The 22,145-nt window shown below is 72.7% G+C and carries 21 protein-coding genes; 15 read left to right on the top strand and 6 right to left on the bottom strand.

The window, feature by feature from the left end:
* Nucleotides 1-57: 57 nt before the first annotated feature.
* The gene (locus MOTC310_RS26685; RefSeq protein ID WP_331303928.1) at nucleotides 58-1,098 is read right to left on the bottom strand and encodes an aldose epimerase family protein; all 1,041 of its coding nucleotides are present in this window, start codon (nucleotides 1,096-1,098) and stop codon (nucleotides 58-60) included.
* Between the two features lie 4 nt (nucleotides 1,099-1,102).
* Nucleotides 1,103-1,474, bottom strand: coding sequence for a thermonuclease family protein (locus MOTC310_RS26690; protein ID WP_331303929.1), 372 nt, complete (start codon nucleotides 1,472-1,474; stop codon nucleotides 1,103-1,105).
* Nucleotides 1,475-1,832: 358 nt separating this feature from the next.
* Here MOTC310_RS26690 and MOTC310_RS26695 point away from each other — a divergent pair, with 358 nt between their 5' ends.
* A complete protein-coding gene (locus tag MOTC310_RS26695) occupies nucleotides 1,833-2,114 on the top strand; it encodes a hypothetical protein (RefSeq protein WP_331303930.1) in 282 nt (93 codons plus the stop codon).
* A gap of 193 nt (nucleotides 2,115-2,307) precedes the next feature.
* Here MOTC310_RS26695 and MOTC310_RS26700 read toward each other — a convergent pair whose 3' ends face one another.
* Nucleotides 2,308-3,180 (bottom strand): hypothetical protein, encoded by an 873-nt coding sequence (locus tag MOTC310_RS26700; RefSeq protein WP_331303931.1) that lies wholly within the window; start codon nucleotides 3,178-3,180, stop codon nucleotides 2,308-2,310.
* A gap of 298 nt (nucleotides 3,181-3,478) precedes the next feature.
* Between MOTC310_RS26700 and MOTC310_RS26705 the strand changes: the two genes are divergently transcribed.
* Genes MOTC310_RS26705 through MOTC310_RS26715 form a run of 3 tightly spaced genes read left to right on the top strand, consistent with a single transcriptional unit; the run spans nucleotide 3,479 to nucleotide 6,001 of the window.
* Complete coding sequence (locus MOTC310_RS26705; RefSeq protein WP_331303932.1) at nucleotides 3,479-4,432, top strand: lipid kinase; 954 nt, start codon at nucleotides 3,479-3,481, stop codon at nucleotides 4,430-4,432.
* The gene (locus MOTC310_RS26710) at nucleotides 4,429-5,199 is read left to right on the top strand and encodes a TerC family protein (protein WP_331303933.1); all 771 of its coding nucleotides are present in this window, start codon (nucleotides 4,429-4,431) and stop codon (nucleotides 5,197-5,199) included. The genes MOTC310_RS26705 and MOTC310_RS26710 overlap by 4 nt, the downstream gene beginning before the upstream one ends.
* 16 nt (nucleotides 5,200-5,215) lie before the next feature.
* Complete coding sequence (locus MOTC310_RS26715) at nucleotides 5,216-6,001, top strand: ABC transporter substrate-binding protein (protein ID WP_331303934.1); 786 nt, start codon at nucleotides 5,216-5,218, stop codon at nucleotides 5,999-6,001.
* A gap of 360 nt (nucleotides 6,002-6,361) precedes the next feature.
* Here the strand turns inward: MOTC310_RS26715 and leuS are convergent, their stop codons facing one another.
* On the bottom strand, nucleotides 6,362-8,947 hold the full coding sequence (leuS, locus tag MOTC310_RS26720; protein ID WP_331303935.1) for a leucine--tRNA ligase: 2,586 nt from the start codon (nucleotides 8,945-8,947) through the stop codon (nucleotides 6,362-6,364).
* A 452-nt stretch (nucleotides 8,948-9,399) separates the two neighbouring features.
* On the opposite strand from leuS, the gene MOTC310_RS26725 reads away from it, so the two are divergent.
* The gene (locus MOTC310_RS26725; protein WP_331304121.1) at nucleotides 9,400-10,107 is read left to right on the top strand and encodes a YggS family pyridoxal phosphate-dependent enzyme; all 708 of its coding nucleotides are present in this window, start codon (nucleotides 9,400-9,402) and stop codon (nucleotides 10,105-10,107) included.
* A 3-nt stretch (nucleotides 10,108-10,110) separates the two neighbouring features.
* Here MOTC310_RS26725 and MOTC310_RS26730 read toward each other — a convergent pair whose 3' ends face one another.
* Complete coding sequence (locus MOTC310_RS26730; RefSeq protein WP_331289375.1) at nucleotides 10,111-10,668, bottom strand: L,D-transpeptidase family protein; 558 nt, start codon at nucleotides 10,666-10,668, stop codon at nucleotides 10,111-10,113.
* Between the two features lie 373 nt (nucleotides 10,669-11,041).
* Here MOTC310_RS26730 and MOTC310_RS26735 point away from each other — a divergent pair, with 373 nt between their 5' ends.
* From MOTC310_RS26735 to MOTC310_RS26780, 10 genes are all read left to right on the top strand, one after another.
* Entirely contained in the window at nucleotides 11,042-11,728 is a 687-nt protein-coding gene (locus MOTC310_RS26735; protein WP_012321031.1) for a response regulator transcription factor, read from the top strand.
* Nucleotides 11,729-11,793: 65 nt separating this feature from the next.
* Nucleotides 11,794-12,285, top strand: coding sequence for a cyclic nucleotide-binding domain-containing protein (locus MOTC310_RS26740; protein ID WP_331303936.1), 492 nt, complete (start codon nucleotides 11,794-11,796; stop codon nucleotides 12,283-12,285).
* Nucleotides 12,286-12,336: 51 nt separating this feature from the next.
* Nucleotides 12,337-13,182 carry a 2,3,4,5-tetrahydropyridine-2,6-dicarboxylate N-succinyltransferase gene (gene dapD, locus MOTC310_RS26745; RefSeq protein WP_331289549.1) on the top strand — a complete coding sequence of 282 codons (846 nt, stop codon included), beginning with the start codon at nucleotides 12,337-12,339 and terminating at the stop codon, nucleotides 13,180-13,182.
* 26 nt (nucleotides 13,183-13,208) lie between these two features.
* Nucleotides 13,209-14,063 carry an alpha/beta fold hydrolase gene (locus MOTC310_RS26750; RefSeq protein ID WP_331303937.1) on the top strand — a complete coding sequence of 285 codons (855 nt, stop codon included), beginning with the start codon at nucleotides 13,209-13,211 and terminating at the stop codon, nucleotides 14,061-14,063.
* A 173-nt stretch (nucleotides 14,064-14,236) separates the two neighbouring features.
* Entirely contained in the window at nucleotides 14,237-15,115 is an 879-nt protein-coding gene (locus MOTC310_RS26755; protein ID WP_331303938.1) for an acid phosphatase, read from the top strand.
* 130 nt (nucleotides 15,116-15,245) lie between these two features.
* On the top strand, nucleotides 15,246-17,489 hold the full coding sequence (locus tag MOTC310_RS26760) for a TonB-dependent siderophore receptor (protein ID WP_331303939.1): 2,244 nt from the start codon (nucleotides 15,246-15,248) through the stop codon (nucleotides 17,487-17,489).
* Between the two features lie 107 nt (nucleotides 17,490-17,596).
* Nucleotides 17,597-18,556: an AEC family transporter gene (locus MOTC310_RS26765; protein WP_331303940.1), complete on the top strand. Its 960-nt coding sequence runs from the start codon at nucleotides 17,597-17,599 to the stop codon at nucleotides 18,554-18,556.
* A gap of 168 nt (nucleotides 18,557-18,724) precedes the next feature.
* Complete coding sequence (locus MOTC310_RS26770; RefSeq protein WP_331289381.1) at nucleotides 18,725-19,270, top strand: LPS assembly lipoprotein LptE; 546 nt, start codon at nucleotides 18,725-18,727, stop codon at nucleotides 19,268-19,270.
* Between the two features lie 6 nt (nucleotides 19,271-19,276).
* Nucleotides 19,277-20,314 (top strand): DNA polymerase III subunit delta, encoded by a 1,038-nt coding sequence (gene holA, locus MOTC310_RS26775; protein WP_331303941.1) that lies wholly within the window; start codon nucleotides 19,277-19,279, stop codon nucleotides 20,312-20,314.
* Between the two features lie 366 nt (nucleotides 20,315-20,680).
* Nucleotides 20,681-20,992, top strand: coding sequence for a peptidase associated/transthyretin-like domain-containing protein (locus MOTC310_RS26780; RefSeq protein ID WP_331303942.1), 312 nt, complete (start codon nucleotides 20,681-20,683; stop codon nucleotides 20,990-20,992).
* Between the two features lie 252 nt (nucleotides 20,993-21,244).
* On the opposite strand, the gene MOTC310_RS26785 is transcribed toward MOTC310_RS26780, so the two are convergent.
* Nucleotides 21,245-22,138, bottom strand: a complete 894-nt coding sequence (locus MOTC310_RS26785; protein WP_331304122.1) for a ParB/RepB/Spo0J family partition protein — start codon at nucleotides 22,136-22,138, stop codon at nucleotides 21,245-21,247.
* Nucleotides 22,139-22,145 lie beyond the last annotated feature (7 nt).

Genomic DNA, 22,145 nt, shown 5'->3' on the forward strand with positions numbered 1-22,145 from the left:
CGGAGGCCGGCCCGGCTCCCGACCCTGACGGCTCCGCGACCTCGGGGCGGTGCAGTCTCACACGACCGAGAACCGGAACTCCGTGGCGGCCGCGAAGGTCTCGCCGGGCCGCAGGACCGCGGAGGGGAAGCTCGGCCGGTTCGGCGCGTCCGGAAAGGCCTGCGTCTCGAAGCAGACGCCGTCGCCCGAGCGGTAGATCCGCCTGGACGGCCCGATCAGTCGCCCGTCCAGGTTGTTGCCGCTGTAGAGCTGCAGCGCCGGCTGCGTGGTCCAGACGTCGAGCCGCCGCCCGCTGCCGGGATCGACGCAGCTGGCGGCCGGCCGCAGCGTCCCGGCGGGGCCGCGCAGCGCGAAGGTGTGGTCGTAGCCCTTGGCGTAGGCGAGCTGGGGATCCCCCGCGCGGATCCGCGCCTCCAGGGCCCGGGGCGTGCGGAAGTCGAACGGCGTCCCGGCGACCGGCAGGAGCGCGCCGGTGGGGATCTGGGTCGCGTCGGTCGGCGCGAAGGTGTCCGCCTCGACCTGCACGACGTGGCCGAGGACGCTGCCCGCCCCCTCGCCGGCGAGGTTGAAGTAGCTGTGGTTCGTCAGGTTCAGGACCGTGGGCCGGTCGGTCACCGCGGCGTAGTCGATGCGCAGCACGCCGTCCTCCGGCAGGCTGTAGGAGACGCGGACGTCGAGATTGCCCGGAAACCCCTCCTCCCCGTCCGGGGAGCGGCGGCTCAGGACGACGCGCGCCGCGTCGGAGAGCTCCGCCCGCCACAGGCGCTTGCCGAAATTCTCCGGGCCGCCGTGGAGGGTGTTGGGCGGCTCGTTCACCGGCAGGCGGTAGGTGTGGCCGTCGAGGCTGAAACGGCCGCCCGCGATGCGGTTCGCGTAGCGGCCGACGGTCGCGCCGAAGCTTGGGCTCACGGTCTCGTAGCCCGCCAGCGTCTCGAGGCCGAGCACGACATTGGCCGGATGGCCGGCGCGGTCGGGCACCTCGATCGCCGTGACGGCCGCGCCGTAATCGATCACGACGACGCGCAGGCGGCCCCGGCTCAAGGTGTGGCGGCTGACCGATCGGCCGTCCGCCGTCGTGCCGAACGCTGCGGCCGGCATCCGGCTAGCGCTTCCAGACGCCGAGCCGCTCGCTCCGGGCGTGATCCTCGGCCGCGACGAGTTCGGGGCTCGCCTCCGGAGAGGCGCGACCGCCGCCGTTGAACAGCACCACCTCGGACAGGTCCCGACCGTCCACGAGGCAGTTCATGGTCGCGCTGCCGGGGGCCGGCTGGCAGGTCACCGGCCGGCTGCCGATGTACCGGGCCAGCTCCTCCGCCTGACCGCCCCGCACCCACTCGACGCCGAACAGGTGCACGACCTTGCCGCCGACCTTGAGGGTCGCGGTATCGATCACCTGGGCCTGCCCCGTCACCGCGTTCGGCGGCAGCGGCGCGTCGGGCTCGGAATCGCCGCCGGTCTCGGGCGGCGGCGTCACCGTGTCGGGGGCTGAGGCCGGCGGGCTCGCGGGCGGCGTGTTCGGCGCGGCGCCGCTCGGGGCCTNCCGGGCCCGGCGCGGCTTCCGCCTCGGCGGGGGCGCCCGCCGGGCGGGCAAAGCGGCCGCGCAGGTTCGTCCGCAGGTTGGCGAACCGGCCGGCGGCGTTCTGCGCCAGCACCCGACCCTGCTCGGAGGAGCGCTCCGCCAGGGAGCGCGCCCGCTCGGACTGGGTTCCGACGAAGCGGGCGGTCGCGGCCTTCATCTCGTAGGCGCCGCTGAGCAGCGACGAATCCCGGGCCTCCTCGGCGGTCCGGGGCACCGGTTCGGCCTCGGGCTCCGGCGGCAGGAACAGGGCGGGATGGCGCGCGCGCAGCTCCGCGACCAGGTCGGCGAGGGTCATCGGCTCGGCCGTGTCGTCCCGCCGGCGCACGGCTCCCTGGCGGTCGACGACGCGGAGACCGGTCCCGGCCTCGTCGGGGGCGCAGGCAGCCTCGGCCAGGAGCTCGAGGGTCCGGACCGCGACGGGGCGCGGCCGCGCGCGCGCGATCTCGGCCCGGACCGTCTCGCGCAGGGCGAGGCGGTCGGGACTGTCGAGGACCGGCCGGGCCGGCTCCGCCTCCTGTTTCTCCATCACCGTTGAAGACGTCATTCACCCGATCCCGGCATCACCGACGCGCGGCGCGGAGGAGGCCGAACAAGCCTCCCGACGAAGCCCGCCCGCGGGCGCCGCACGGAACGCCCGATCGCCGGGATCGATCCCACGACACGCCCCCGCGCGCCTCTCGCACACCCCGTCCACGCCCCTGCCCGTTGCGGGACGTGACGTGGGGCTCTTACGCCTTGCCGGGCGAGGCGGCCAGGGTTCCGGCCTGGATGCTGCGCCGCAGGACACGGCCGGTCTCGCCGAGGATGTAAGGCCGCGTGCCGGCGAAGCCCACCTCCAGGATCAGCTCGGCCTCGCCGCTGGAGACGGCGCCCCGGCCCGGATTGGCGGTGCGGAAATCGACGATCGTGCGGATCGTGCAGGTCTCGACATCGCAGGCGGCGCGCATCGACCGCGGCTCGTAGCGCCGCTCGGGCCAGCGCTGGACGAAGCTGCGCTTCTCGGCGACGAGGGCCGCGGTGGTGATCGGCCGCCCGTAGAAACGCACGCGGGTCGCGTAGAACTGCGTCGCGGCCCCGACCATGGTGTCGCTCGAGCCCGAGACGGTGGCGAGGTAGCTCGCGGTCAGCGCCCGGGCGGCGGCGGCGCGCTCCGCCGACGCGCCCGGCGCCGGGGCGATGGCGGCCGGCGTCTCGGCGAGCCGGTGCGGGTGGCGCACGGTGTGGTGCAGGGGCTCCCGGACCGGCGGACGCTCCAGGGCGGCCGGCACCCGCGTCGCCGCCGCCTTCGGCAGGGCATCCTCGCCCGGTTCGGGCCTGGCGGCCTGCCGGACCGGCCCGGCGGCGCGCCCGCCCTCGGGCTGCGCCTTCGCCTGGGCGGCCACCGTGTCCTGCCCCCGCGGCTCGGCGGCCTTCGCGGGCGCCTTCGCCGCCTCCTTCGTGGAGTCCTTCCCCGTAGACTGCGCCGAACCCTGCGCCGGTGCGGCGGCCCGGGGCGGCGGGTCCACCCAGGCGCTCTGGGCGGCGGCACCGCCCGCGAGGGCGAGCGGCAGGATCACGCCGAGGGCGAGGGCCTGGGGACGGACGGGACGTGTGGCGGACATCGGTGCCTTCCTGGCGGCCGGGGCGGGCATCATGGAGAACGCGCCTGCGCGGGTTCGGGGTTCCACGAAGGTCTCGGGCGCGCCCACATCCTGCCGAACTCTGCGGCGCCGACCAGCCCGGGATTGCGGGGATGATGGGGTTGCGTTCGTGCGTTTGGGTACCAAGTCGGGGACAGTCTTGGCCTTTGGCCAGTCCCGGGTTCCGATACCGCGTTCCAGCCCCCCCGCCGTGCACCGAGGATCCCTTGGCCCGACCTCAGACCGCGTCGCCCTCCCGCCCGCTTTCCGGGAGCGCGCGATGAGCACGCACCCGCGCCGGGCCCTGCTGATCTGCAACGCCAAGGCGCGCAACGGCGCCCTGGATCTCGAGGAGGTGCGGGGAATCCTGCGGGCGGGCGGCATCGAGCCGGAGGAGCCGCCGCCGGAGGCCGATTGCCGCGACGTGATCCGGGACCGGGCCGGTGCGGTCGACCTCGTGATCCTCGGCGGCGGCGACGGCACCATGAACTACGCCGCGCCCGCCCTGGTGGAGAGCGGCCTGCCCTTCGCGATCCTGCCGCTCGGCACGGCCAACGACCTCGCCCGCTCCCTCAACCTGCCGCTCGACCCGCTGGCGGCGGCCCGCTTCATCCCGACCGCGCAGGCGCGGCCGGTGGATCTCGGCTGGGTCAACGGCCACTACTATTTCAACGTGGCGAGCATCGGCTTCTCGGCGGAACTCGCGGGCGAGCTGACCGCCGAATCGAAGAAGACCTGGGGCGTCCTCGGTTACGCGGTGGCGGCGGTGCGCGTGCTGCGCCGGGTCCGGCCCTTCACGGTGACGATCGAGCACGACGGGGTGGTGGAGAAGGTCACCACCATCCAGGTCTCGGTGGGCAACGGCCGGCACTACGGCGGCGGCATGACCGTGGCCGAGAGCGCCTCGGTCGATGACGGCAAGCTCGATTTCTACAGCCTCGAGATCAATCACTGGTGGCGGCTCCTCGCGCTGCTGCCCGCCCTGCGGCGCGGCACTCAGGGGCGGGCGGCCGACGTGCGGGCGTTCCACGCGCAGGAGATCCGGCTCTCGACCCGCAGGCCGCGGCCGGTGAACACCGACGGCGAGTTGACCACGCACACGCCCGCCCATTTCAAGGTCTTCCCGAAGATCCTGCAGGTCCTGGCCCCCGAGCCAGTGCGCGGTCCGAGCCCCTTCGACCTCACGTCCCTGGGGAGCCGCCTGTTCCCGACCAGCGAGGCGCCCCGCCCGTGACCGACCTGATCCAGCTCGCCAGTCAGCCCGCCGTCTGGGCCGCGCTCGCCACCCTGGTGGTGATGGAGGTGGTGCTCGGCATCGACAACCTGATCTTCATCTCGATCCTGACCAACAAGCTGCCGGCGGAGCAGCAGACCCGGGCGCGGCGCATCGGGATCGGGCTCGCGCTGATCCTGCGGCTGGGGCTGCTCGGCACCGTGGCGTTCATCGTGCACCTGACCGAGCCGGTCTTCTCGGTGCTGGGCCAGTCCTTCTCGTGGCGCGACCTGATCCTGATCGGCGGCGGCCTGTTCCTGCTCTGGAAGGCCACCAAGGAGATCCACCACACGGTGGATCCGGAGCCCGCGGCCGAGGGGGTGACCGGGGGCACGATCGGTTTCGGCGCGGCGATCGGCCAGATCCTGCTCCTCGACCTCGTCTTCTCCATCGACTCGATCATCACGGCGGTCGGCATGACCGAGCACGTGCCGGTCATGATGGTGGCGGTGGTGGTCGCGGTGGTGGTGATGCTGGTCGCCGCCGAGCCGCTCTCGGCCTTCATCGCCCGCAACCCGACCGTCGTGATGCTGGCCCTCGGCTTCCTGATCATGATCGGCATGACGCTGATCGCCGAAGGGTTCGGCGCGCACGTGCCGAAGGGCTACATCTACACCGCCATGGCGTTCTCGGCGGGCGTCGAGGGCCTCAACATGCTGGCCCGTCGGCGCCGCCGCACCAACCGGGACGGTGCCCCCGTGCCGGGCGGGCCGGCGCGGCGCGCCTGAGGGCGGAGCGACCGCCATGCGGGTCCGCGCGGCCCTCCTCCTCCTGCTCCTCCCCGCCGCCGCATACGCGGAGCCGAACGCGATGGCGCCCGACCCGAAGGTCCTGCACGACCTCGCCCCCACCGGCACGCTCCGGGCGGCGATCAACCTCGGCAACCCGGTCCTGGCCCAGGGCGGCGCCGGCAGCCCGGCGGGCGTGTCGGTGGATCTCGCGCGGGCTCTGGCGACGCGGCTCGGCGTGCCGGTGGCGTTCGTGACCTTCCCGGGGGCCGGCGCGGTCTCGGGCTCGGCGGGCGCCGGGACCTGGGACATCTGCTTCCTGGCGATCGACCCGAAGCGGGCCGAAGGGATCGCCTTCACGGAGCCCTACGTGCTGATCGCCGGCAGCTACCTCGTGCCGGCCACCTCGCCGATCCGATCTCCGGAGGCGGTGGACCGCGACGGCGTGCGCGTCTCGGTGGGGCGCGGGAGCGCCTACGACCTGTTCCTGAGCCGCGCCCTGACGCGCGCGACCCTGGTGCGGGCGCCGACCTCGGCCGAGGCGGTGGCGGTCTTCGCCCGCGACGGGCTCGACGTCGCGGCCGGGGTGCACCAGCCGCTCGCGGCCTACGCGGCGGCGCATCCGGAGGTGCGGCTGCTGCCGGGGCATTTCATGGCGATCCCGCAGGCGATGGGAATGCCGGTCGGGCGTCCGGCCGGGGCCGCCTACCTCGCCGATTTCGTCGCGCAGGCGAAGCGGGACGGCTTGGTGCGGCGCGGCCTGAAGGCCAGCGGGCAGGATCCGGATCTGGCGGCGCCGTAGGTCGGCGGCGGATCTCCGAGGCCCCCCTCATCCTGAGGTGACCGCGTGCGCGGGCGTCGAAGGAGGGCTCCAGCCGGCCGCGCGCTCCCTGGAGGGCTCCTTCGAGGCCTGCGCTGCGCGCCGGCACCTCAGGATGAGGGCGGAGGGTGGGACGGGTGGCACCACACGGGCCCTGCGCGTCGCACCGGACCGGAACCAGCCCCGTCCGGCCTTCGCGGGGCCGTCCTCCGATCCACGCCCTCATCCTGAGGTGACCGCGAAGTGGGCCTCGAAGGAGGGCTCCGCTGCGCGCCGGCACCTCAGGATGAGGGCCGAAGGTGGGCTGGCGTGAATTTCGAGTGGTGTGAGCCGATCGACGCCTCACACCACCAGGTTCACGATCCGCCCCGGCACGACGATCACCTTGCGGGGCGCCTTGCCCTCCAGAATCTTCTGGACGGCCTCCAGCGCCAGGGTCGCGGCCTCGACGGCCTCGGCGTCGGCGTCCCGCGGCACCGTGACGTCCGCGCGCTTCTTGCCGTTGATCTGGACCGGCAGGGTGATCTCGTCCTCGACGAGGAGCCCCGCCTCGGTCTCGGGCCAGGGTGCCTGCGCCACGAGCCCGCCGCGGCCGAGGACGGACCAGCACTCCTCGGCGAGGTGCGGCATCATCGGGGCGATGAGCTGCACCAGGATGCCGGCCGCCTCCTTGGCGGCACCGGAGGAGACCGGCCCGCGCAGGCCGTCCTCCAGGGCGTTGGCCAGGGTGTAGATGTGGGCGACGCAGCGGTTGAAGCGCAGGCGCTCGATATCGTCCTGCACGGAGGCCAGGGCCCGGTGGGCGGCCTTGCGCAGGGGCAGGTCCGCGGCGCCGTCGCCCGCGGCGTGGCACGCGGCGTTGACGAGGCGCCAGACCTTCTGGACGAACCGGGCCGCGCCCTGCACGCCCTCCTCGGTCCAGATCACGTCGCGCTCGGGCGGCGAGTCGGACAGCATGAACCAGCGCGCCGTGTCGGCCCCGTAGCTCGCGATGATGTCGTCGGGGTCGACCACGTTCTTCTTCGACTTCGACATCTTCTCGATCGCGCCGATCGCGATCGGCGCCTGAGTTTTCACGTGAAACGCGCGGCGCTCGCCCTCCTCGGTGGCGAAGCGGATCTCGGCCGGGGGCACCCAGGCGCCGGCCGCGTCCTTGTAGGTCTCGTGAACGACCATGCCCTGCGTGAACAGGCCGGCGAAGGGCTCGGCGACGCCGGCCCAGCCGGTCTCGCGCATCGCCCGCATGAAGAACCGGGCGTAGAGCAGGTGCAGGATCGCGTGCTCGATGCCGCCGATATACTGGTCCACCGCCAGCCAGTGATCGACCACAGCGCGGTCGGTGGGCGCGTCCGCCAGCCAGGGCGCGGTGAAGCGGGCGTAGTACCAGGACGAGTCGACGAACGTGTCCATCGTGTCGGTCTCGCGCCGGGCCGGCGCGCCGCATTGCGGGCAGGGCACGTTGCGCCACGCCGCGTCGCGCTCCAGCGGGTTGCCGGGCTGGTCGAACGACACCTCCTCCGGCAGCTTCACCGGCAGGTCGGCCACCGGCACCGGGACCGGGCCGCAGCTGTCGCAGTGGATGATCGGGATCGGGCAGCCCCAGTAGCGCTGCCGGGAGACGCCCCAGTCGCGCAGGCGGAACTGCACCTTGCGGCTGGCGACCCCCTCCCCTTCGAGGCGCCGGGCCACGGCCTCGAAGGCCTCGTCCGTGCTCATCCCGTCGAGGAAGCGCGAGTTGATCATCCGCCCGTCCTCGACATAGGCGGTGTCGGTGATCACGAAGGTCGCCGGATCCTGGCCCTCCGGGCAGACGACGGGCGTGTTGCCGAGCCCGTACTTGTTGGCGAAATCGAGGTCGCGCTGGTCGTGCGCCGGGCAGCCGAACACCGCGCCGGTGCCGTACTCCATCAGCACGAAATTCGCCACGTAGACCGGCAATTCCCAGGACGGGTCGAGCGGATGGCGCACGGTGAGGCCGGTGTCGAAGCCGTGCTTCTCGGCGGTGTCGATCGCCGCCTGGGCGGTGCCGGTGCGGCGGCACTCCTCGATGAAGGTCTGCAGGTCCGGGCGGTCCGCGGCGAGCGCGGCGGCGAGCGGATGGTCGGCCGCGATCGCCAGGAACTTGGCGCCGAACAGCGTGTCGGGCCGGGTCGTGTAGACGGTGACCGAATCGGCGGCGTCGGCCACCGGCCGGGCGAGGCCGAACCGGACCTCCAGGCCCTCCGAGCGGCCGATCCAGTTCTTCTGCATCAGCCGGACCTTCTCGGGCCAGCGGTCCAGCCCGTCGAGGGCGGTCAGCAGGTCCTCGGCGAAGTCGGTGATCTTGAAGAACCACTGGGTCAGCTCGCGCTGCTCCACCAGGGCGCCGGAGCGCCAGCCGCGGCCGTCGATCACCTGCTCGTTGGCCAGCACCGTGTGGTCGACCGGGTCCCAGTTCACCTTCGCGGTGCGGCGGGTGACGAGGCCCTTGGCCAGGAAGTCCAGGAACATGCGCTGCTGGTGCTTGTAGTAGTCGGGATCGCAGGTCGCGATCTCCCGGCTCCAGTCGAGCGACAGGCCCATGGCCTTCAGCTGGTCGCGCATCGACGCGATGTTGGCGTAGGTCCAGTCCCGCGGGTTGACCTTGCGCTCCATGGCGGCGTTCTCGGCCGGCAACCCGAAGGCGTCCCAGCCCATCGGGTGCAGCACGTTGAAGCCGCGGGCGCGCTTGTAGCGGGCGACCACGTCGCCCATCGCGTAGTTGCGAACGTGGCCCATGTGGATGCGCCCCGACGGGTAGGGGAACATCTCCAGCACGTAGTATTTCGGGCGGGGGTCGGAATTGTCGGTCTCGAACAGCCGCTGCTCGGCCCACGCCTCCTGCCAGCGCGGCTCGGCATCCTTGGCGTTGTAGCGCTCGACGGGCTGGGGGGCGGTGCTGGTGGTCATGGATCCGGCTGGGTCAGGGGCTCGTCGGTCATTTTGAAGGATGACCACGGCACGGTCGCGCCGCGATAGCATATCTGCGCCGCAGCCGGTCAACGCGGCGCGCGATTCGGGCTTGCGCGGGGCGCGCGAACGCATAGGTCCTTTGGCAGCAGACACGGTACAGGGGAGCGGCCAGCTCTGGCTGATCCCACCCCCCTCATCCTGAGGTGCCCGCGTCAGCGGGCCTCGAAGGAGGGCTCCAGGGATCGAAGCGCTTTCTGGAGGGCTCCTTCGAGGCCTGCGCTGCGCTCCGGCACCTCAGGATGAGGGGTTTGGATTGGACAGCCGGTCGCCGGGAAGGTGCCGCCAAGGTGTCATGGACCGCGGGGCGCCGGGTTCGGCGTCCGGCAGCGATAGGACGGGCCGCTATGGACGACGCGATCACCGACCCGAACCCGCCCGCGACGGACGGGATGGGCCAGCGGACTGACAAGCTCCCCGTGGGCCAGGCCGACGTCGCCGCCGGCCTCGCCGAGGTGCGGGCGGCCATCGCCCGCGCGGCCGAGGATTCGGAGCGCGACCCGGCCGAGATCCAGCTCGTCGCGGTCTCCAAGACCGTGCCGGCCGCGGGCATCCTGCCCGCGCTCAAGGCCGGCCACCGGGTCTTCGGCGAGAACTACGTCCAGGAATCCGTGGCGAAGTGGCCCGACCTGCGGGCCCGCTACCCGGACGTGGAACTGCACCTCGTCGGGCCGCTGCAGTCGAACAAGGCCCGGGAGGCGGTGGCGCTGTTCGACGTGATCCACTCCCTCGACCGGCTGTCGCTCGCGGCAGCTTTGGCCAAGGAGATCGAGCGGTCCGGCCGGACCCCGAAGCTGCTGATCCAGGTCAATACCGGCGCCGAGCCCCAGAAGGGCGGCGTCCTGCCGGACCAGCTCGAGACCCTGCTGTCCGAGTGCCGCGAGACCCACGGGCTCGCCATCCAGGGGCTGATGTGCATCCCCCCGGCCGACGACCCGCCCTCGGCCCATTTCGCCCTGCTGGCCCGGCTGGCGAAGGCGCACAACCTGCCGATCCTCTCCATGGGCATGAGCGCCGACTTCCCGGCGGCCATCCAGCTCGGGGCCACCCATGTCCGGGTCGGGACCGCGATCTTCGGGGCGCGGACCCGGAAGGCCTGAGCCTCAGCCGATCCGCAGATGCGTCCGCGGCCCGAGGCGGCGGAGCAGCCGCAGCAGGTCGGCCCGGGCCAGGGCGACGCAGCCCTCCGTGGGGCGGTAGCCGTCCCGGGCGATGTGCAGGAAGATCGCCGAGCCCCGCCCCTTCCGGATCGGGGCGCGGTTGTAGTCGAGGTCGATCACCACGTCGTAGAGCCCGTCGCCCCGCCACATCGACTCGGCGCTGACCCCCGGGGCCGGCAGGCGGATCGGCCGGTTGTAGCGGCGGTCCCGGCTCTCGTCGCACCAGCCGTCATCGGGCCGTGTCGCCCGCAGGGGGAGCAGCGTGCGCGGCCGGATCTTGAGATGATCGGGCCGGTAGGCGCCGCCGCGCAGGCGGAAGCGGCCGCGCGGCGAGCCGCCGTCGCCCTCGCGCTTGTCGCCGACGATCCCGCCCGCCCCGAGGGCGCAGGGAATGACCGCCGGACCAACGAGGAGCTGTCCGCGCCGCCGGTCCCCGACGAGGGCGCGCACGCGGATATCCCCCAGCGTCAGGCGGACGGGTCCCCTGCTCGGCCGCCCCATCTCCGTCCTCCCGATTCCGTCCGGTCCGGCGCGCCTTATGCCCGAGATCCGCACTCCGAACCGGGAAAAATTGCGCACAAGGCAACTTCCGGCCACAAAGCGCGCCCTATCTCCTGCGCGAACCCGGGCCGCCGAGCCGGGATTCGGGAGCCAGCCCACCGCCTCGCCGCGGGGTCCGACGCCCTGATCCTGGAGCGGCGCGCCCCGATCGCGCAGCCCGTTCGTCGGCGTGCTTGTCACGGCGGCGAAAGGATGCGGAAACACAAGCCTGGGTAGGGTCGTCGCGCGATCCTGCCGCGATCTGACATTATCGCATGCTGCACCCGGCAGGCGGCCCCTCGCCCCTCCCGCAGCACGCACTGGGGCCCGGACGATGCCGAACGCCTACCGCCTGCTGATCTGCGACGACGACGCGATCCTGCGCGATACCCTGACCGAGCAGCTCGACCTCTGCGACGAGTTCACCGTCTTCACCGAGGCGAACGCCGCGGACGCGATCCGGCGGGTCGCCGCTGAGCGGATCGACCTCGCCGTGATGGATGTCGGCCTGCCCGACCTCGACGGGCGCGAGGCCGTGCGCCGGATGCGCGCCGGCGGCTTCCGCGGCCCGGTGATCATGCTGACCGCCCAGGATTCCGAGGCGGACCACGTCGAGGGGCTGGAGGCCGGCGCCAACGACTACGTCACCAAGCCGTTCAAGTTCGGCATCCTGCTGGCCCGGATCCGCGCGCACCTGCGCAGCCACGAGGCCTCCGAGGACGCGGTGTTCCAGATCGGGCCCTACACGTTCCGCCCGGGGGCCAAGCTCCTCGTCGGCGAGCGCGGCTCCAAGCTGAAGCTCACCGAGAAGGAGACCGCGATCCTGCGCTTCCTCTACCGGGCGGGCCGGGCCGTGGTGAACCGCGACACGCTGCTGGCCGAGGTCTGGGGCTACAATGCCCAGGTGACCACGCACACGCTGGAGACGCATATCTACCGGCTGCGCCAGAAGATCGAGCCGAACCCCGCCACGGCGGCGATCCTCGTGACCGAGGGCGGCGGATACAAGTTGCTGCCCTGACGAATTGAAGCTTTACGTGTAGGCGATCCGGCGGGTTCGCGTATGCGCAGGGTGGTGAGGCGTTCTTGGGGCTCGACGACGACATCGCGATCCTCGCGGCCGCGCCGCTGTTCGGCTTTCTCGACCGGGACGCCCTGCGCCTGCTGACCTTCGCGGCCGAGCGGCGCGACTTCGCGGACGGTGACCTGCTCTTCGCCCGCGGCGACCCGGCCGATGGCGGCTTCGTGGTGATGGCCGGAACGATCCGGCTGGCCCCCCGGGTCCCGGGGGCCGAGCCGGTCCGGGCCGGGCGCTCGGCCCTGATCGGCCAGCTCGCCCTGTTCGTGCGCGGGACGCGCCCGACCGAGGCCCGGGCCGAGGGGAGCGCCGCGGTGATGCGCATCACGCCGATGCTGATGCGCCGCGTGCTGGAGGAATTTCCGGCGGCCGCGCGGGCGGTCCACGACACCCTGGCCGACGACCTCGCCGGGCTGGTGGCCGATCTCGATCAGGTGCGTGAACTCCTCGAGGTCATCGACGGCATCTCCTCAGGTGACAGCTCCGGTGGCCGCTTGTAAGCACGGTCTCCCGCCGCAAGAGTTCTGACCCGTTCCATGTCCCAGGCCGGCCTGCCCCATTCCGATCTCGCCCAGACCATCGAAGCGGCCTGGGACGACCGCGCCAACGTGTCGACCGCCACCAAGGGCGCGGTGCGCGAGGCGGTCGAGGCGGCCCTGGATCTGCTCGATTCGGGCGAGGCCCGCGTCGCCGAGAAATCCGGAGGCCACGATTGGGTGGTCAACCAGTGGCTTAAGAAGGCGGTGCTGCTCTCCTTCCGCCTCAACGACATGGCGACGATCGAGGGTGGCCCCGGCGGCGCGCCCTGGTGGGACAAGGTCGCCTCCAAGTTCGCCGGCTGGGGTGAGGCCGAGTTCCGCGCCGCGGGCCTGCGCGCGGTGCCGGGCTGCTTCGTCCGCCGGGGGTCCTACATCGCCCCCGGCGCCGTGCTGATGCCGAGCTTCGTCAATCTGGGCGCCCATGTCGGCGAGGGCACGATGGTCGACACCTGGGTGACGATCGGCTCCTGCGCGCAGGTCGGGAAGAACTGCCACATCTCGGGCGGTGCCGGTATCGCGGGCGTGCTGGAGCCGCTCCAGGCCAACCCGGTGATCATCGAGGATGACTGCTTCATCGGCGCCCGCGCCGAGGTGGCGGAGGGCGTGATCGTCGGCCAGGGCAGCGTCCTGTCGATGGGCGTCTATATCGGCGCCTCCACCAAGATCGTCGACCGGACCACCGGCGAGGTCATGTACGGCCGGGTGCCGCCCTACTCGGTGGTCGTCTCGGGCACGATGCCCGGCAAGGCGCTGCCGGACGGCACGCCGGGCCCGGGCCTCTACTGCGCGGTGATCGTCAAGCGCGTCGATGCCGGCACGCGGTCCAAGACCGCCATCAACGAGCTGCTGCGCACCTGATTCGGCCGGGACTTGGTGGGAGCGCGATGGAGACGCCGGAGCTGAACCTCACCGTGGCGGGCCGGCCGGTGCCGACCGCCTGCGACAGGATCGGGGCGGGGCCGGACGCGCTCCTGCTCCCGGCCCTGTCGACCATCTCGGCGCGGGCCGAGATGCGGGCCCTCGCCGCTTCTCTCGGGACGGAGTATCGCTGCCTCGTCCCCGACTGGCCGGGCTTCGGCGCCCGGCCCCGGGTGCGGGTGCCGCTCGCCCCGGAGACCCTCCACGCCTTCCTGGATGCCCTGCTCGCCGCCGCGCCCGGCCCCTACGCCCTCGGCGTCGCGGCCGGTCACGCCGCCGGCTACCTGGTCGCGGCGGCGCGGCGCCGTCCCCGGGCCTTCGAGCGGCTGGTCCTGGTGGCGCCGACCTGGCGGGGGCCGCTGCCCACGGCGATGCCGGGACGGGCCCACTGGTTTCCCCGCATCCGCCGGGCCGTGGAGGCCCCGATCCTCGGCGAGGCGCTCTACCGGATCAACATCAGCCCGCCGATCATCGGCCGGATGATGCGCGCCCATGTCTACGCCGACGCGGCCCGCGTCACCCCGGCGATGATCCGCGACAAGCACGCGATCACCCGCCAGCGCAACGGCCGCTTCGGCACCGCCGCCTTCGTCACCGGCGGCCTCGACCCGGTCGGCAGCCGCGAGGCCTTCCTGGCCCTGTTCGGCGACGGCCTGCCGCCCACCCTGGTGCTGCGCCCCGCGGGCGCGCCGCGGCGCTCGGGCGCCGAGATGGACGCCCTCATCGCCGCCGGCCCCGTGACCGGTGCCACGATCCCCGGCGCCCTGAGCCCGCACGAGGAGTATCCGGACGCCGTGGCCGCGGCGATCCGGGCGGCGTGACCGCGGCGCGCGACCGGCGCGCGGACCGGCGCACGCGTGACACGCGGGCCGGATTGCCGCCCGCACCCTGGACAGGAGATTGCGCCTGTGCAGGGACTGGACGGGCCGGCTGAGCCGTTCGTCCGGCAGCGGGCCGCGCCCCGCAGATTCCGTCCGACAGAGCCCCGGATCCGATGCTGCGCACGCCGTCCCTGCCCTTCCTCGCCCCGGCCGCCCTCGCCCTCCTCCTGACCGTCGCGGCCCGCGCCGAGGAGCCCGCCCGCCCGGTCCCCCCCGGAACGCCCGCGGCCCCGTCCCTCGGCGCCGACACGCTGAAGCCCGGCAAGCCGGCCGTGAAGCCCTACCTGGCGGACGCGGCGGTACCGGACGCCGTCCAGATCCTGCCCTCCCCGCCGGCCCACGACGCGCCCCTCGACAAGGCCGACCGGGCGGCCTTCAACAGCACCCGTGCCCTCAAGGGGACGCCCCGCTGGGAGCTCGCCGCCAACGACGTGTCGGAGGGCGCCGCCGCCGTGCTGGAGAATTTCGCCTGCGTGCTCGGCACCCGGATCGATCAGGCGCGGGTACCGGCGGTGATCAACCTCCTCGAGCGCGCCCGCCTCGATCTCGCCCGGGCGACGCGGGGGCCCAAGGTCCATTACCGCCGCCTGCGCCCCTTCGTGGGCAACGAGGCGCCGATCTGCGTGCAGCGCAGCCAAGCCCTGGCCGACAGCTTCAGCTATCCGTCCGGCCACGCGACCCAGGGCTGGGCCTACGCGCTGATCCTCGCCTCCCTGGTTCCCGAGAAGGCGACCCCGATCCTGGCCCGCGGCCGCGCCTACGGCGAGAGCCGGATCGTCTGCGGCGTCCACTGGCTCAGCGACGTGGCGGCGGGACGCCTGACCGGTACCGCGGTCTTCGCCGCCCTGATGGGCGACGCGACCTTCCGCGCCGATCTCGACAGGGCCCGGACCGAGCTTCGCGGCGCCCTCTCAGGCCCCGGGACAGCCCCCGATCAGGCCGCCTGCACCCGGGAGGCCACCGCCCTGCGGGAGCCGCCGCTGGAGTTCTAGGCTCGAACCGTTCCAGATTTGAACACTTCTAAGTGTGTGATTTACAACACGTTTTCGGCTTGATCGAGGGACCGTGAACGGTGGTACCTGAGCCCCAGGCGCCGCGTCGAGGCGCGTTTCGGGGTCTCCGATGTCGTCTCGTTCCGCCCAGTCCGGCCTGCTCCTCGCCACCACCGCTCTGACCACCGTCGCCTTGGTTCAGGCCGCCGCCGCGCAGGGCGCCGCCGTCCAGCTCAACGAGATCTCCGTGGAGGCTTCCCGGCCGGCCGTCGCGGCCCCGACAGGCTCCGGCAGCGGCGGCGGCAATGTCAGCGGCGGCGACGGCGGCACCGCGGCCACCAGCGGCGGCGGCGGCGGGCCCTCCGGCGTCACCGGCTACGTGGCGCGGGTGAGCCCCACCGCGACGAAGACCAACACGCCCCTGCTCGAGACCCCGCAATCGGTCTCCGTGGTCACCCGCGAGCAGCTCAACGACCGCAACGTGCAGAGCCTCAACGAGGCGGTGGCGTACACGCCCGGCGTGTCGAGCAACGTGTTCGGCTTCGACCCGCGGGCCGACGCGTTCTACATCCGCGGCTTCGCCGAGACCTATGACGGCATCTTCCGCGACGGACTGCGCCAGACCGGCGTCGGCTTCGCGGTGCCGCGAATCGAACCCTACGGAACGGAAGCCCTGACGATCCTGCGCGGGCCGGCCTCGGGCCTCTACGGCCTGGGCTCGCCCGGCGGCATCGTCGACGTGACCAGCAAGCGGCCGGTCTTCGCCCAGTTCGGCGAGGTCTGGTTCCAGGGCGGCAACTTCGACCGCTACCAGGGCAATTTCGACATCGGCGCCCCGGTGGAGGGATCCGACGGCACCATGGCCTTCCGGCTGACCGGCGTGGCCCGGCAATCCGACACGTTCCTGCCCGGCCCCGGCGTCCGGGACGACCGCTTCACGATCGCGCCCGCCTTCACGTGGCGCCCCACGGCCGACACGACCTTCACGCTGCTGACCGAGTTCCAAGAGTCGAACGTCCCGGGCAACGCGAGCTTCTACAATTTCCCGGGCTTCCGTGTGTCGCGGATCTACTCGGGCGACGGCGCGCTCAACACCTACCGGACGGACCAGCACCGGATCGGCTACGCCTTCGAGCACCGCTTCTCGCCGGACCTGATCCTGCGGCAGAACTTCCGCTACTCCGGCGTCGACGCCAATTTCTCGTACACGCAGGTCGACGGGGTGACGGGGCTGAGCGCGCAGCGCTCCACAGGCCTGTTCAAGCAGTCGCTGGCCTCCTTCGCGGTCGACACCCAGCTCGAGGGCCACCTCTACACCGGCCCGGTCGCCCACACGCTGCTGGCGGGCATCGACTACTACCACTACGACTTCTCGAGCGTCGCCGGTTTCGGCGTCGCGCCCGACCTCAACCTGCTCACCTTGAACTACGGTCGCCAGCCGATCGCGCGCCCCAGCATCGATCGCTCCTCGCGGCAGGCGCAGGATCAGGTCGGCGTCTATTTCCAGGAACAGGCGAAGTGGGGGAAGTTCGTCCTGACGCTGACCGGGCGGCAGGACTGGGTCGCCTCCGACACGGCGAGCGTTACCCGGGGCGTGGTCGCCGGTCCGCAGAGCCAGAACGACAGCGCCTTCACCTACCGGGCGGGCCTGAACTACGAGCTCGCGCCCGGCCTCGTGCCCTACGCGAGCTACGCGACGACCTTCACCCCCCAGGTCGGCGTCAACACCGTCACCGGCCGCCCCTATCGCCCGGCCACCGGCGACCAGATCGAGGCGGGTGTGAAGTACCTGATCCCGGGCACGAACATCAGCGCCGGTATCGCCGGGTTCGACATCAATCAGACCAGCATCCTGCGCCAGGATCCGACCAACTTCGCCAACCAAGTCGCGACCGGCGAGGTCAACTCGCGCGGCTTCGAGATGGAGGCGACGGCGAATTTCGCGCCGGGGACCAACCTGACGGTCGCCTACACCCATCTCGACTTCCGCTTCGTGAAGCAGACCTCGGCCGTCACCGGCGCGGCGATCGACGGGAACCAGCTCTCCGGCATCCCGGGCGACACCTTCGCGTCGTTCCTGACCTACCTGTTCCCGCCCTCCTCCGCGCTGCGCGGCCTGACGATCGGCGGCGGCATCCGGTTCAACGCCAACAGCTTCGCCGACGACGAGAACACGGTGCGCAACCCGACCGTGACGCTGTTCGACGCCCTCGTCGCCTACGACTTCGCGGCGCTCGACCCGAAGTACAAAGGCTTCCGGGCGCAGATCAACGCGTTCAACATCTTCGATCGTGACTACTACAATTGCCAGGCCGGCTTCTGCTATCGCGGCGCCCCCGCGACCGTCATCGGCAGCCTGATCTACCGCTGGTAGTTTCCGGGCCGGGGGGCCGCGGCATGGCAGGTCCCCGCCCCGAACACTGGAGCCGGGATCGGAAACCGTCCTAAGGCCGGAGGATCGTCCTCCGACCCGGACCCGCCATGCTCTCGACCCTGCTGGTCGTGCTGCCGATCTTCGCGCTGATATTCGCCGGATGGCTCGCCCGGCGGATCGGCGTGCTCGGGGCTGCCGCCACCACCGAACTCAACCGGTTCGTGGTCTTCCTGGCGCTGCCGGCGCTCCTGTTCGACGTGACCGCGCACGCCCACTGGAGCGCCATCTGGAAGCCCGGCTTCATCGGCGCCTTCGGCCTCAGCAGCCTCGCGGTCTTCGTCCTCACCGTGCTGATCCGGCGCGGGGCGGGGCGAGCGCTGGCCGATGCCGCGGTCGACGGGCTCAACGCCGGTTACGCCAATACCGGCTTCATGGGCTTCCCCCTGGCGCTGGTCGCCTTCGGGCCGGAGGCGCTCGCGCCCACCACGGTGGCGGCGATCCTCACGGTCTGCGGCGTGTTCGCGGTGGCCATCGTGCTGATCGAGACCGGCCTGCGGCGCGAGGCGGTCGCGTCGGGCCGGGGCGGCGAGAGCCGCAGGCCCGTCTGGTGGACGGTCGCCCGCTCGCTCGTGCGCAACCCGCTGCTGGTGGCGCCGGCGCTCGGCGCCCTGGTGCCGAGTGCCGGGCTGACCGTGCCGGAGGCGGTGGCCACGTTCCTGAAGCTCCTCGGCGGCGCGGCGGCACCCTGCGCCCTGGTGGCGCTCGGCCTGTTCCTGGCCCAGACCCGCCACACGGGAGGCGGGCAGGGGCGGACCGCCGCGCTGCTCGTGGGCCTCAAGCTCGCGCTCCATCCGCTGCTGGCCTACGGGCTCGGCCACTACCTGTTCGACCTGCCCCCGCTCCTGCTGCACACCGCGGTGCTGATGGCCGCCCTCCCCACCGGTACCGGGCCGTTCATGCTGGCGGAATTCTACCGGCGCGAGGCCGACCTGACCGCCACCGTGGTGCTGGCCTCGACGGTGCTGGCGGTGGTCACGGTCTCGGCCTACCTCGCGGTGATCGCTTGAGCGCGCGGCCGGTCATCGGGCACCCCTCCGGCCGCCGCCCAACATCCGGAAACCGGACGACCACGCTCTCGCCGCAGAGGAATCGTAACGTTTGATCCGTAGCGTCGTGGCGCGGCGGGCCGTGTCCGCGCTAGAACGATCCGGCAGGTGAGGGCGGAACGACGGCGGATGGTGGGTTCGGGAGTTTCCATCGCGGGGCGGATCGCCCGCCTCGCCTGCGCGACCGGCCTGGCGCTGAGCCTCTCGGCCTGCTTCCGGCCGCTCTACGGGCCGACCGCGTCGGGGCAGTCCGTCCAGGCGCTGCTCGCCTCGGTCCAGGTCGACGACGTGGCGATGGCCCAGGGGCAGGAACGCCTCGGCCACTACCTGCGCAGCGAGCTGGTCTTCGACCTCGACGGGTCCGGTCATCCGGCGACCAAGCAGTACCGGCTGAAGCTGTCGGGCTCCGAGATCGTGCAGACCCCGATCGTCTCCTCGACCACTGGCCGCGCCGAGGCCGGCACGCTGGTGGCCAACATCAAGTACAGCCTCGAGGATATGGGCGGCACCAAGGTCTACACCGAGGGCGTCGCCACCTCGACCGCGACCTACGACCGCTCGGTCCAGCGCTTCGCCAGCCAGCGGGCGGCGCGGGACGCCGAGATCCGGCTGGCCAGCGTCCTGTCCGATCAGATCAAGAGCCGCCTCGCCGCCGTGCTCTCGACGAAGCCGTAACCCGACGTGACGGCAGTCAAGGCCGGCGAGATCGAGGGGCTGATCCGGCGCGGACCCGATCCGCGCATTCCCGTCATCCTGGTCTTCGGGCCGGATACCGGTCTGGTGACCGAGCGGGCCCGGAAACTCGCCGAGGATTTCGTCGACGACCCGGCCGACCCCTTCGCGCTGGTGCGGATCGACGGCGACGCCCTGGCGGCCGATCCGGGCCGGCTGTGCGACGAGGCCGGGACGATGGGCCTGTTCGGCGGCCGCCGATCGATCTGGGTGCGGCCCGGCACCCGCAACTACGCGCCCGCCGTCGAGGCGGTGCTGGGCGCGACCGTCGCCGACGCCCGCATCGTGGTGGAGGCCGGCGACCTCGCCAAGAGCAACCCGCTCCGCACCCTGTGCGAGCGGTCGCCCAAGGCGCTGGCGATCCCCTGCTACGCCGACGACGAGCGGACCCTCTCGGACCTGATCGAGCGCACCCTCCAGGAGCGCGGCCTGCGCATCGACCGCGCCGCCCGGGAGGTTCTGGCCCGCAGCCTCGGCGGCGACCGCCGGGCGAGCCTGATGGAGATCGAGAAGCTCGCCCTCTACGCCGCGGGGGAGGGGGACAAGATCGTGACCCTCGAGCACGTGGAGGCCGTCACCAGCGACGTCGCGGCGAGCGTGCTCAACACCCTGATCGACGCCGCCTTCGACGGTCGCCGCGACGCGGTGGAGCGCGACTACCGCCGCTTCCGGCACGAGGGTCTCGACCCGGGGGTGGTTCTGGGCTCGGCGCTGCGGCACGCCCTGACGCTGCTCACCACCCGCCTCGACAATCCCGAGAAGACGCCCGCCATGATGGTCGCGACGTGGCGGGGCCTGCATTTCAAGCGCAGGGCCAGCATCGAGGGCCAGCTCGGCGCGTGGCCGCCCGGCACCCTCCGGCAGGCCGTGGCGGCCCTGCAGGAGGGCGTCCTCGCCTGCCGGCGGGCCGAGCCCGACCTGGCCCACGCGCTGGCCTCGGCGGCCCTCCTGCGGGTCGCGGAGGCGGGGGCGCGGCGGCGGCGCTAGGTCGCCTCGTCGGGGAGGGCAGCCGCACATTGCCCGCTGGCCGCGGATACAGGGCGAGATGGCGCGAGGCTCTATCGCCAGGTCCGGACCGTCGGCCCTCATCGAGAGACCGGCCCTTTCCCACCTCGCGCGGCGGCATGCTGGCCGTCCCCGGCGCTTCCACGAGGATGGGCCTCGTACCGGCCCGCGCCGCGCTTCGCCCGGGACAGACCCGGCGCTCGCCTGCCGAGGCCGCAGGCAGTCGAGGACCCGTTCTCCCGGGACCCGAAGCCCGCGCGCCGAGACCCGCGCGAATTGCCCCGGCATCCCGCTGCTGCTCGCCCTGCGGATGGTTGAGGCGGGGCCTGCGCACCCTTGCCGAGACGCATGTTGACTTCGTTTGGCACCGCGACGCTCAGGGCGGTATCCCGGCTGCCCGGGGCAGGGGCGGCGGGAAACGTCGACACGACCGGCCGGACCGTCCTGCGCGGCAGCCAGACGACCGGCCCGGAGGGATGGGTCCGGCTCGAGACGATCTATCCCGGCCGTTACGCGGCTTGCGCCACGCATGTCCCCGTCAAGGCGTTCCTGGACGGGCGCACAATGCTCACCGGGCAGATCGACCTCCCCGACGCGCCGAGGAGTTCCGCTCCACGCAGGTCCCGGCCGATCGCGGTCGCAGCGGCGAACGCCTCGTGATCAACGCCGACGCCCCTCGCGGCCGAGGATCCCGACCGGAGGGCCTTCTGCGCCGTTCAGGAGAAGCGCGACCGGTACCGCACCGCGCTGGTGCTCGGAGTCGATCCCGGCCGGGACGCGGCGGGGCCGGGGCCCGGCGGCCCGCCGCCGGGATCGTCCAGACCGGATAGCCTCCGCCGGGCGGCCGGCCTCCCGGTCTGTCGCCCTCGTGCCGGGCCCGCCGAGGCGGCCCCTTCGGCCGGAGGCGGTTCTTCAGGCGTCCGAGACCTTGAAGCGGTTGAGCAGGGCCTGCAGCTCGTCCTGCGTCTCGTAGCGGATGCGGATCTCACCGGAATCGGCGTCCTTGGGCTTGTAGGAGACCGGGACGCCGAGCGCCCGGTGGATCCGCAGCTCCAGGTCGCGCACCGTCGCGGGGCGCTCGGCCGAGAGGCGGGGCCGCCCCGGGCGCGGCGTCTCGGCCGGCGCGGCCTCGGCGGAGGCGATGGCCTCCACGTCGCGGACCGACAGGCTCTCGGCCACGACCCGACGCGCCGTCGCCTCGGGGTCGCGCACGGCCAGCAGCGCGCGGGCGTGACCGGCGGTCAGCTCGCCGGCGGTGACCCGCTCCTGCACGGACAGCGGCAGGTTGAGCAGCCGGAGCGTGTTGGCGAGGTGGCTCCGGCTCTTGCCGAGGATCTCGGCCAGTTCCTTCTGCGTGTACGAGAAATCCTTCATCAGGCGCTCGTAGCCGGACGCCTCCTCGATCGCGTTGAGGTCGGTGCGCTGGACATTCTCCAGGATGGCGAATTCCAGGGAGCCCCGGTCGTCGATCTCGACCACCACCACCGGCACCTCGTCGAGGCCGGCGCGCTGGGCGGCCCGCCAGCGCCGCTCGCCGGCGACGATCTCGAAGGTCCCGGGCACGTCGCCGATCGGGCGGACCACGATCGGCTGGATGATGCCCCGCTGGCCGATCGAGGCCGCCAGCTCGGACAGCTCCGTCTCGGCGAAGCTCCGGCGCGGGTTGCGCGGGTTGGCGCGCAGAAACTCGATCTGGACCCTGCGCTGCTCCTCGGCCTTGGCCGAGGCCTTCCCGGCCTCGTTGAAATCACCGATCAGCGCCGCGAGCCCGCGCCCCAGTCGAGGCTTCGCCCCCTCCTCCGCCATGATCGCC

The sequence above is a fragment of the Methylobacterium oryzae genome (assembly GCF_036441375.1).
GTDB lineage: Bacteria > Pseudomonadota > Alphaproteobacteria > Rhizobiales > Beijerinckiaceae > Methylobacterium > Methylobacterium oryzae_A.

What these genes read in the sequence shown, in the direction of transcription:
- MOTC310_RS26685 (WP_331303928.1), bottom strand. Translation starts at nt 1,098, where the DNA reads ATGCCGGCCGCAGCGTTCGGCACGACGGCGGACGGCCGATCGGTCAGC.
- MOTC310_RS26695 (WP_331303930.1), top strand. Translation starts at nt 1,833, where the DNA reads ATGGCGCGCGCGCAGCTCCGCGACCAGGTCGGCGAGGGTCATCGGCTC.
- MOTC310_RS26700 (WP_331303931.1), bottom strand. Translation starts at nt 3,180, where the DNA reads ATGTCCGCCACACGTCCCGTCCGTCCCCAGGCCCTCGCCCTCGGCGTG.
- MOTC310_RS26705 (WP_331303932.1), top strand. Translation starts at nt 3,479, where the DNA reads ATGAGCACGCACCCGCGCCGGGCCCTGCTGATCTGCAACGCCAAGGCG.
- MOTC310_RS26715 (WP_331303934.1), top strand. Translation starts at nt 5,216, where the DNA reads ATGCGGGTCCGCGCGGCCCTCCTCCTCCTGCTCCTCCCCGCCGCCGCA.
- leuS (WP_331303935.1), bottom strand. Translation starts at nt 8,947, where the DNA reads ATGACCACCAGCACCGCCCCCCAGCCCGTCGAGCGCTACAACGCCAAG.
- MOTC310_RS26725 (WP_331304121.1), top strand. Translation starts at nt 9,400, where the DNA reads ATGGGCCAGCGGACTGACAAGCTCCCCGTGGGCCAGGCCGACGTCGCC.
- MOTC310_RS26730 (WP_331289375.1), bottom strand. Translation starts at nt 10,668, where the DNA reads ATGGGGCGGCCGAGCAGGGGACCCGTCCGCCTGACGCTGGGGGATATC.
- MOTC310_RS26735 (WP_012321031.1), top strand. Translation starts at nt 11,042, where the DNA reads ATGCCGAACGCCTACCGCCTGCTGATCTGCGACGACGACGCGATCCTG.
- MOTC310_RS26750 (WP_331303937.1), top strand. Translation starts at nt 13,209, where the DNA reads ATGGAGACGCCGGAGCTGAACCTCACCGTGGCGGGCCGGCCGGTGCCG.
- MOTC310_RS26755 (WP_331303938.1), top strand. Translation starts at nt 14,237, where the DNA reads ATGCTGCGCACGCCGTCCCTGCCCTTCCTCGCCCCGGCCGCCCTCGCC.
- MOTC310_RS26760 (WP_331303939.1), top strand. Translation starts at nt 15,246, where the DNA reads ATGTCGTCTCGTTCCGCCCAGTCCGGCCTGCTCCTCGCCACCACCGCT.
- MOTC310_RS26765 (WP_331303940.1), top strand. Translation starts at nt 17,597, where the DNA reads ATGCTCTCGACCCTGCTGGTCGTGCTGCCGATCTTCGCGCTGATATTC.
- MOTC310_RS26770 (WP_331289381.1), top strand. Translation starts at nt 18,725, where the DNA reads ATGGTGGGTTCGGGAGTTTCCATCGCGGGGCGGATCGCCCGCCTCGCC.
- MOTC310_RS26780 (WP_331303942.1), top strand. Translation starts at nt 20,681, where the DNA reads ATGTTGACTTCGTTTGGCACCGCGACGCTCAGGGCGGTATCCCGGCTG.
- MOTC310_RS26785 (WP_331304122.1), bottom strand. Translation starts at nt 22,138, where the DNA reads ATGGCGGAGGAGGGGGCGAAGCCTCGACTGGGGCGCGGGCTCGCGGCG.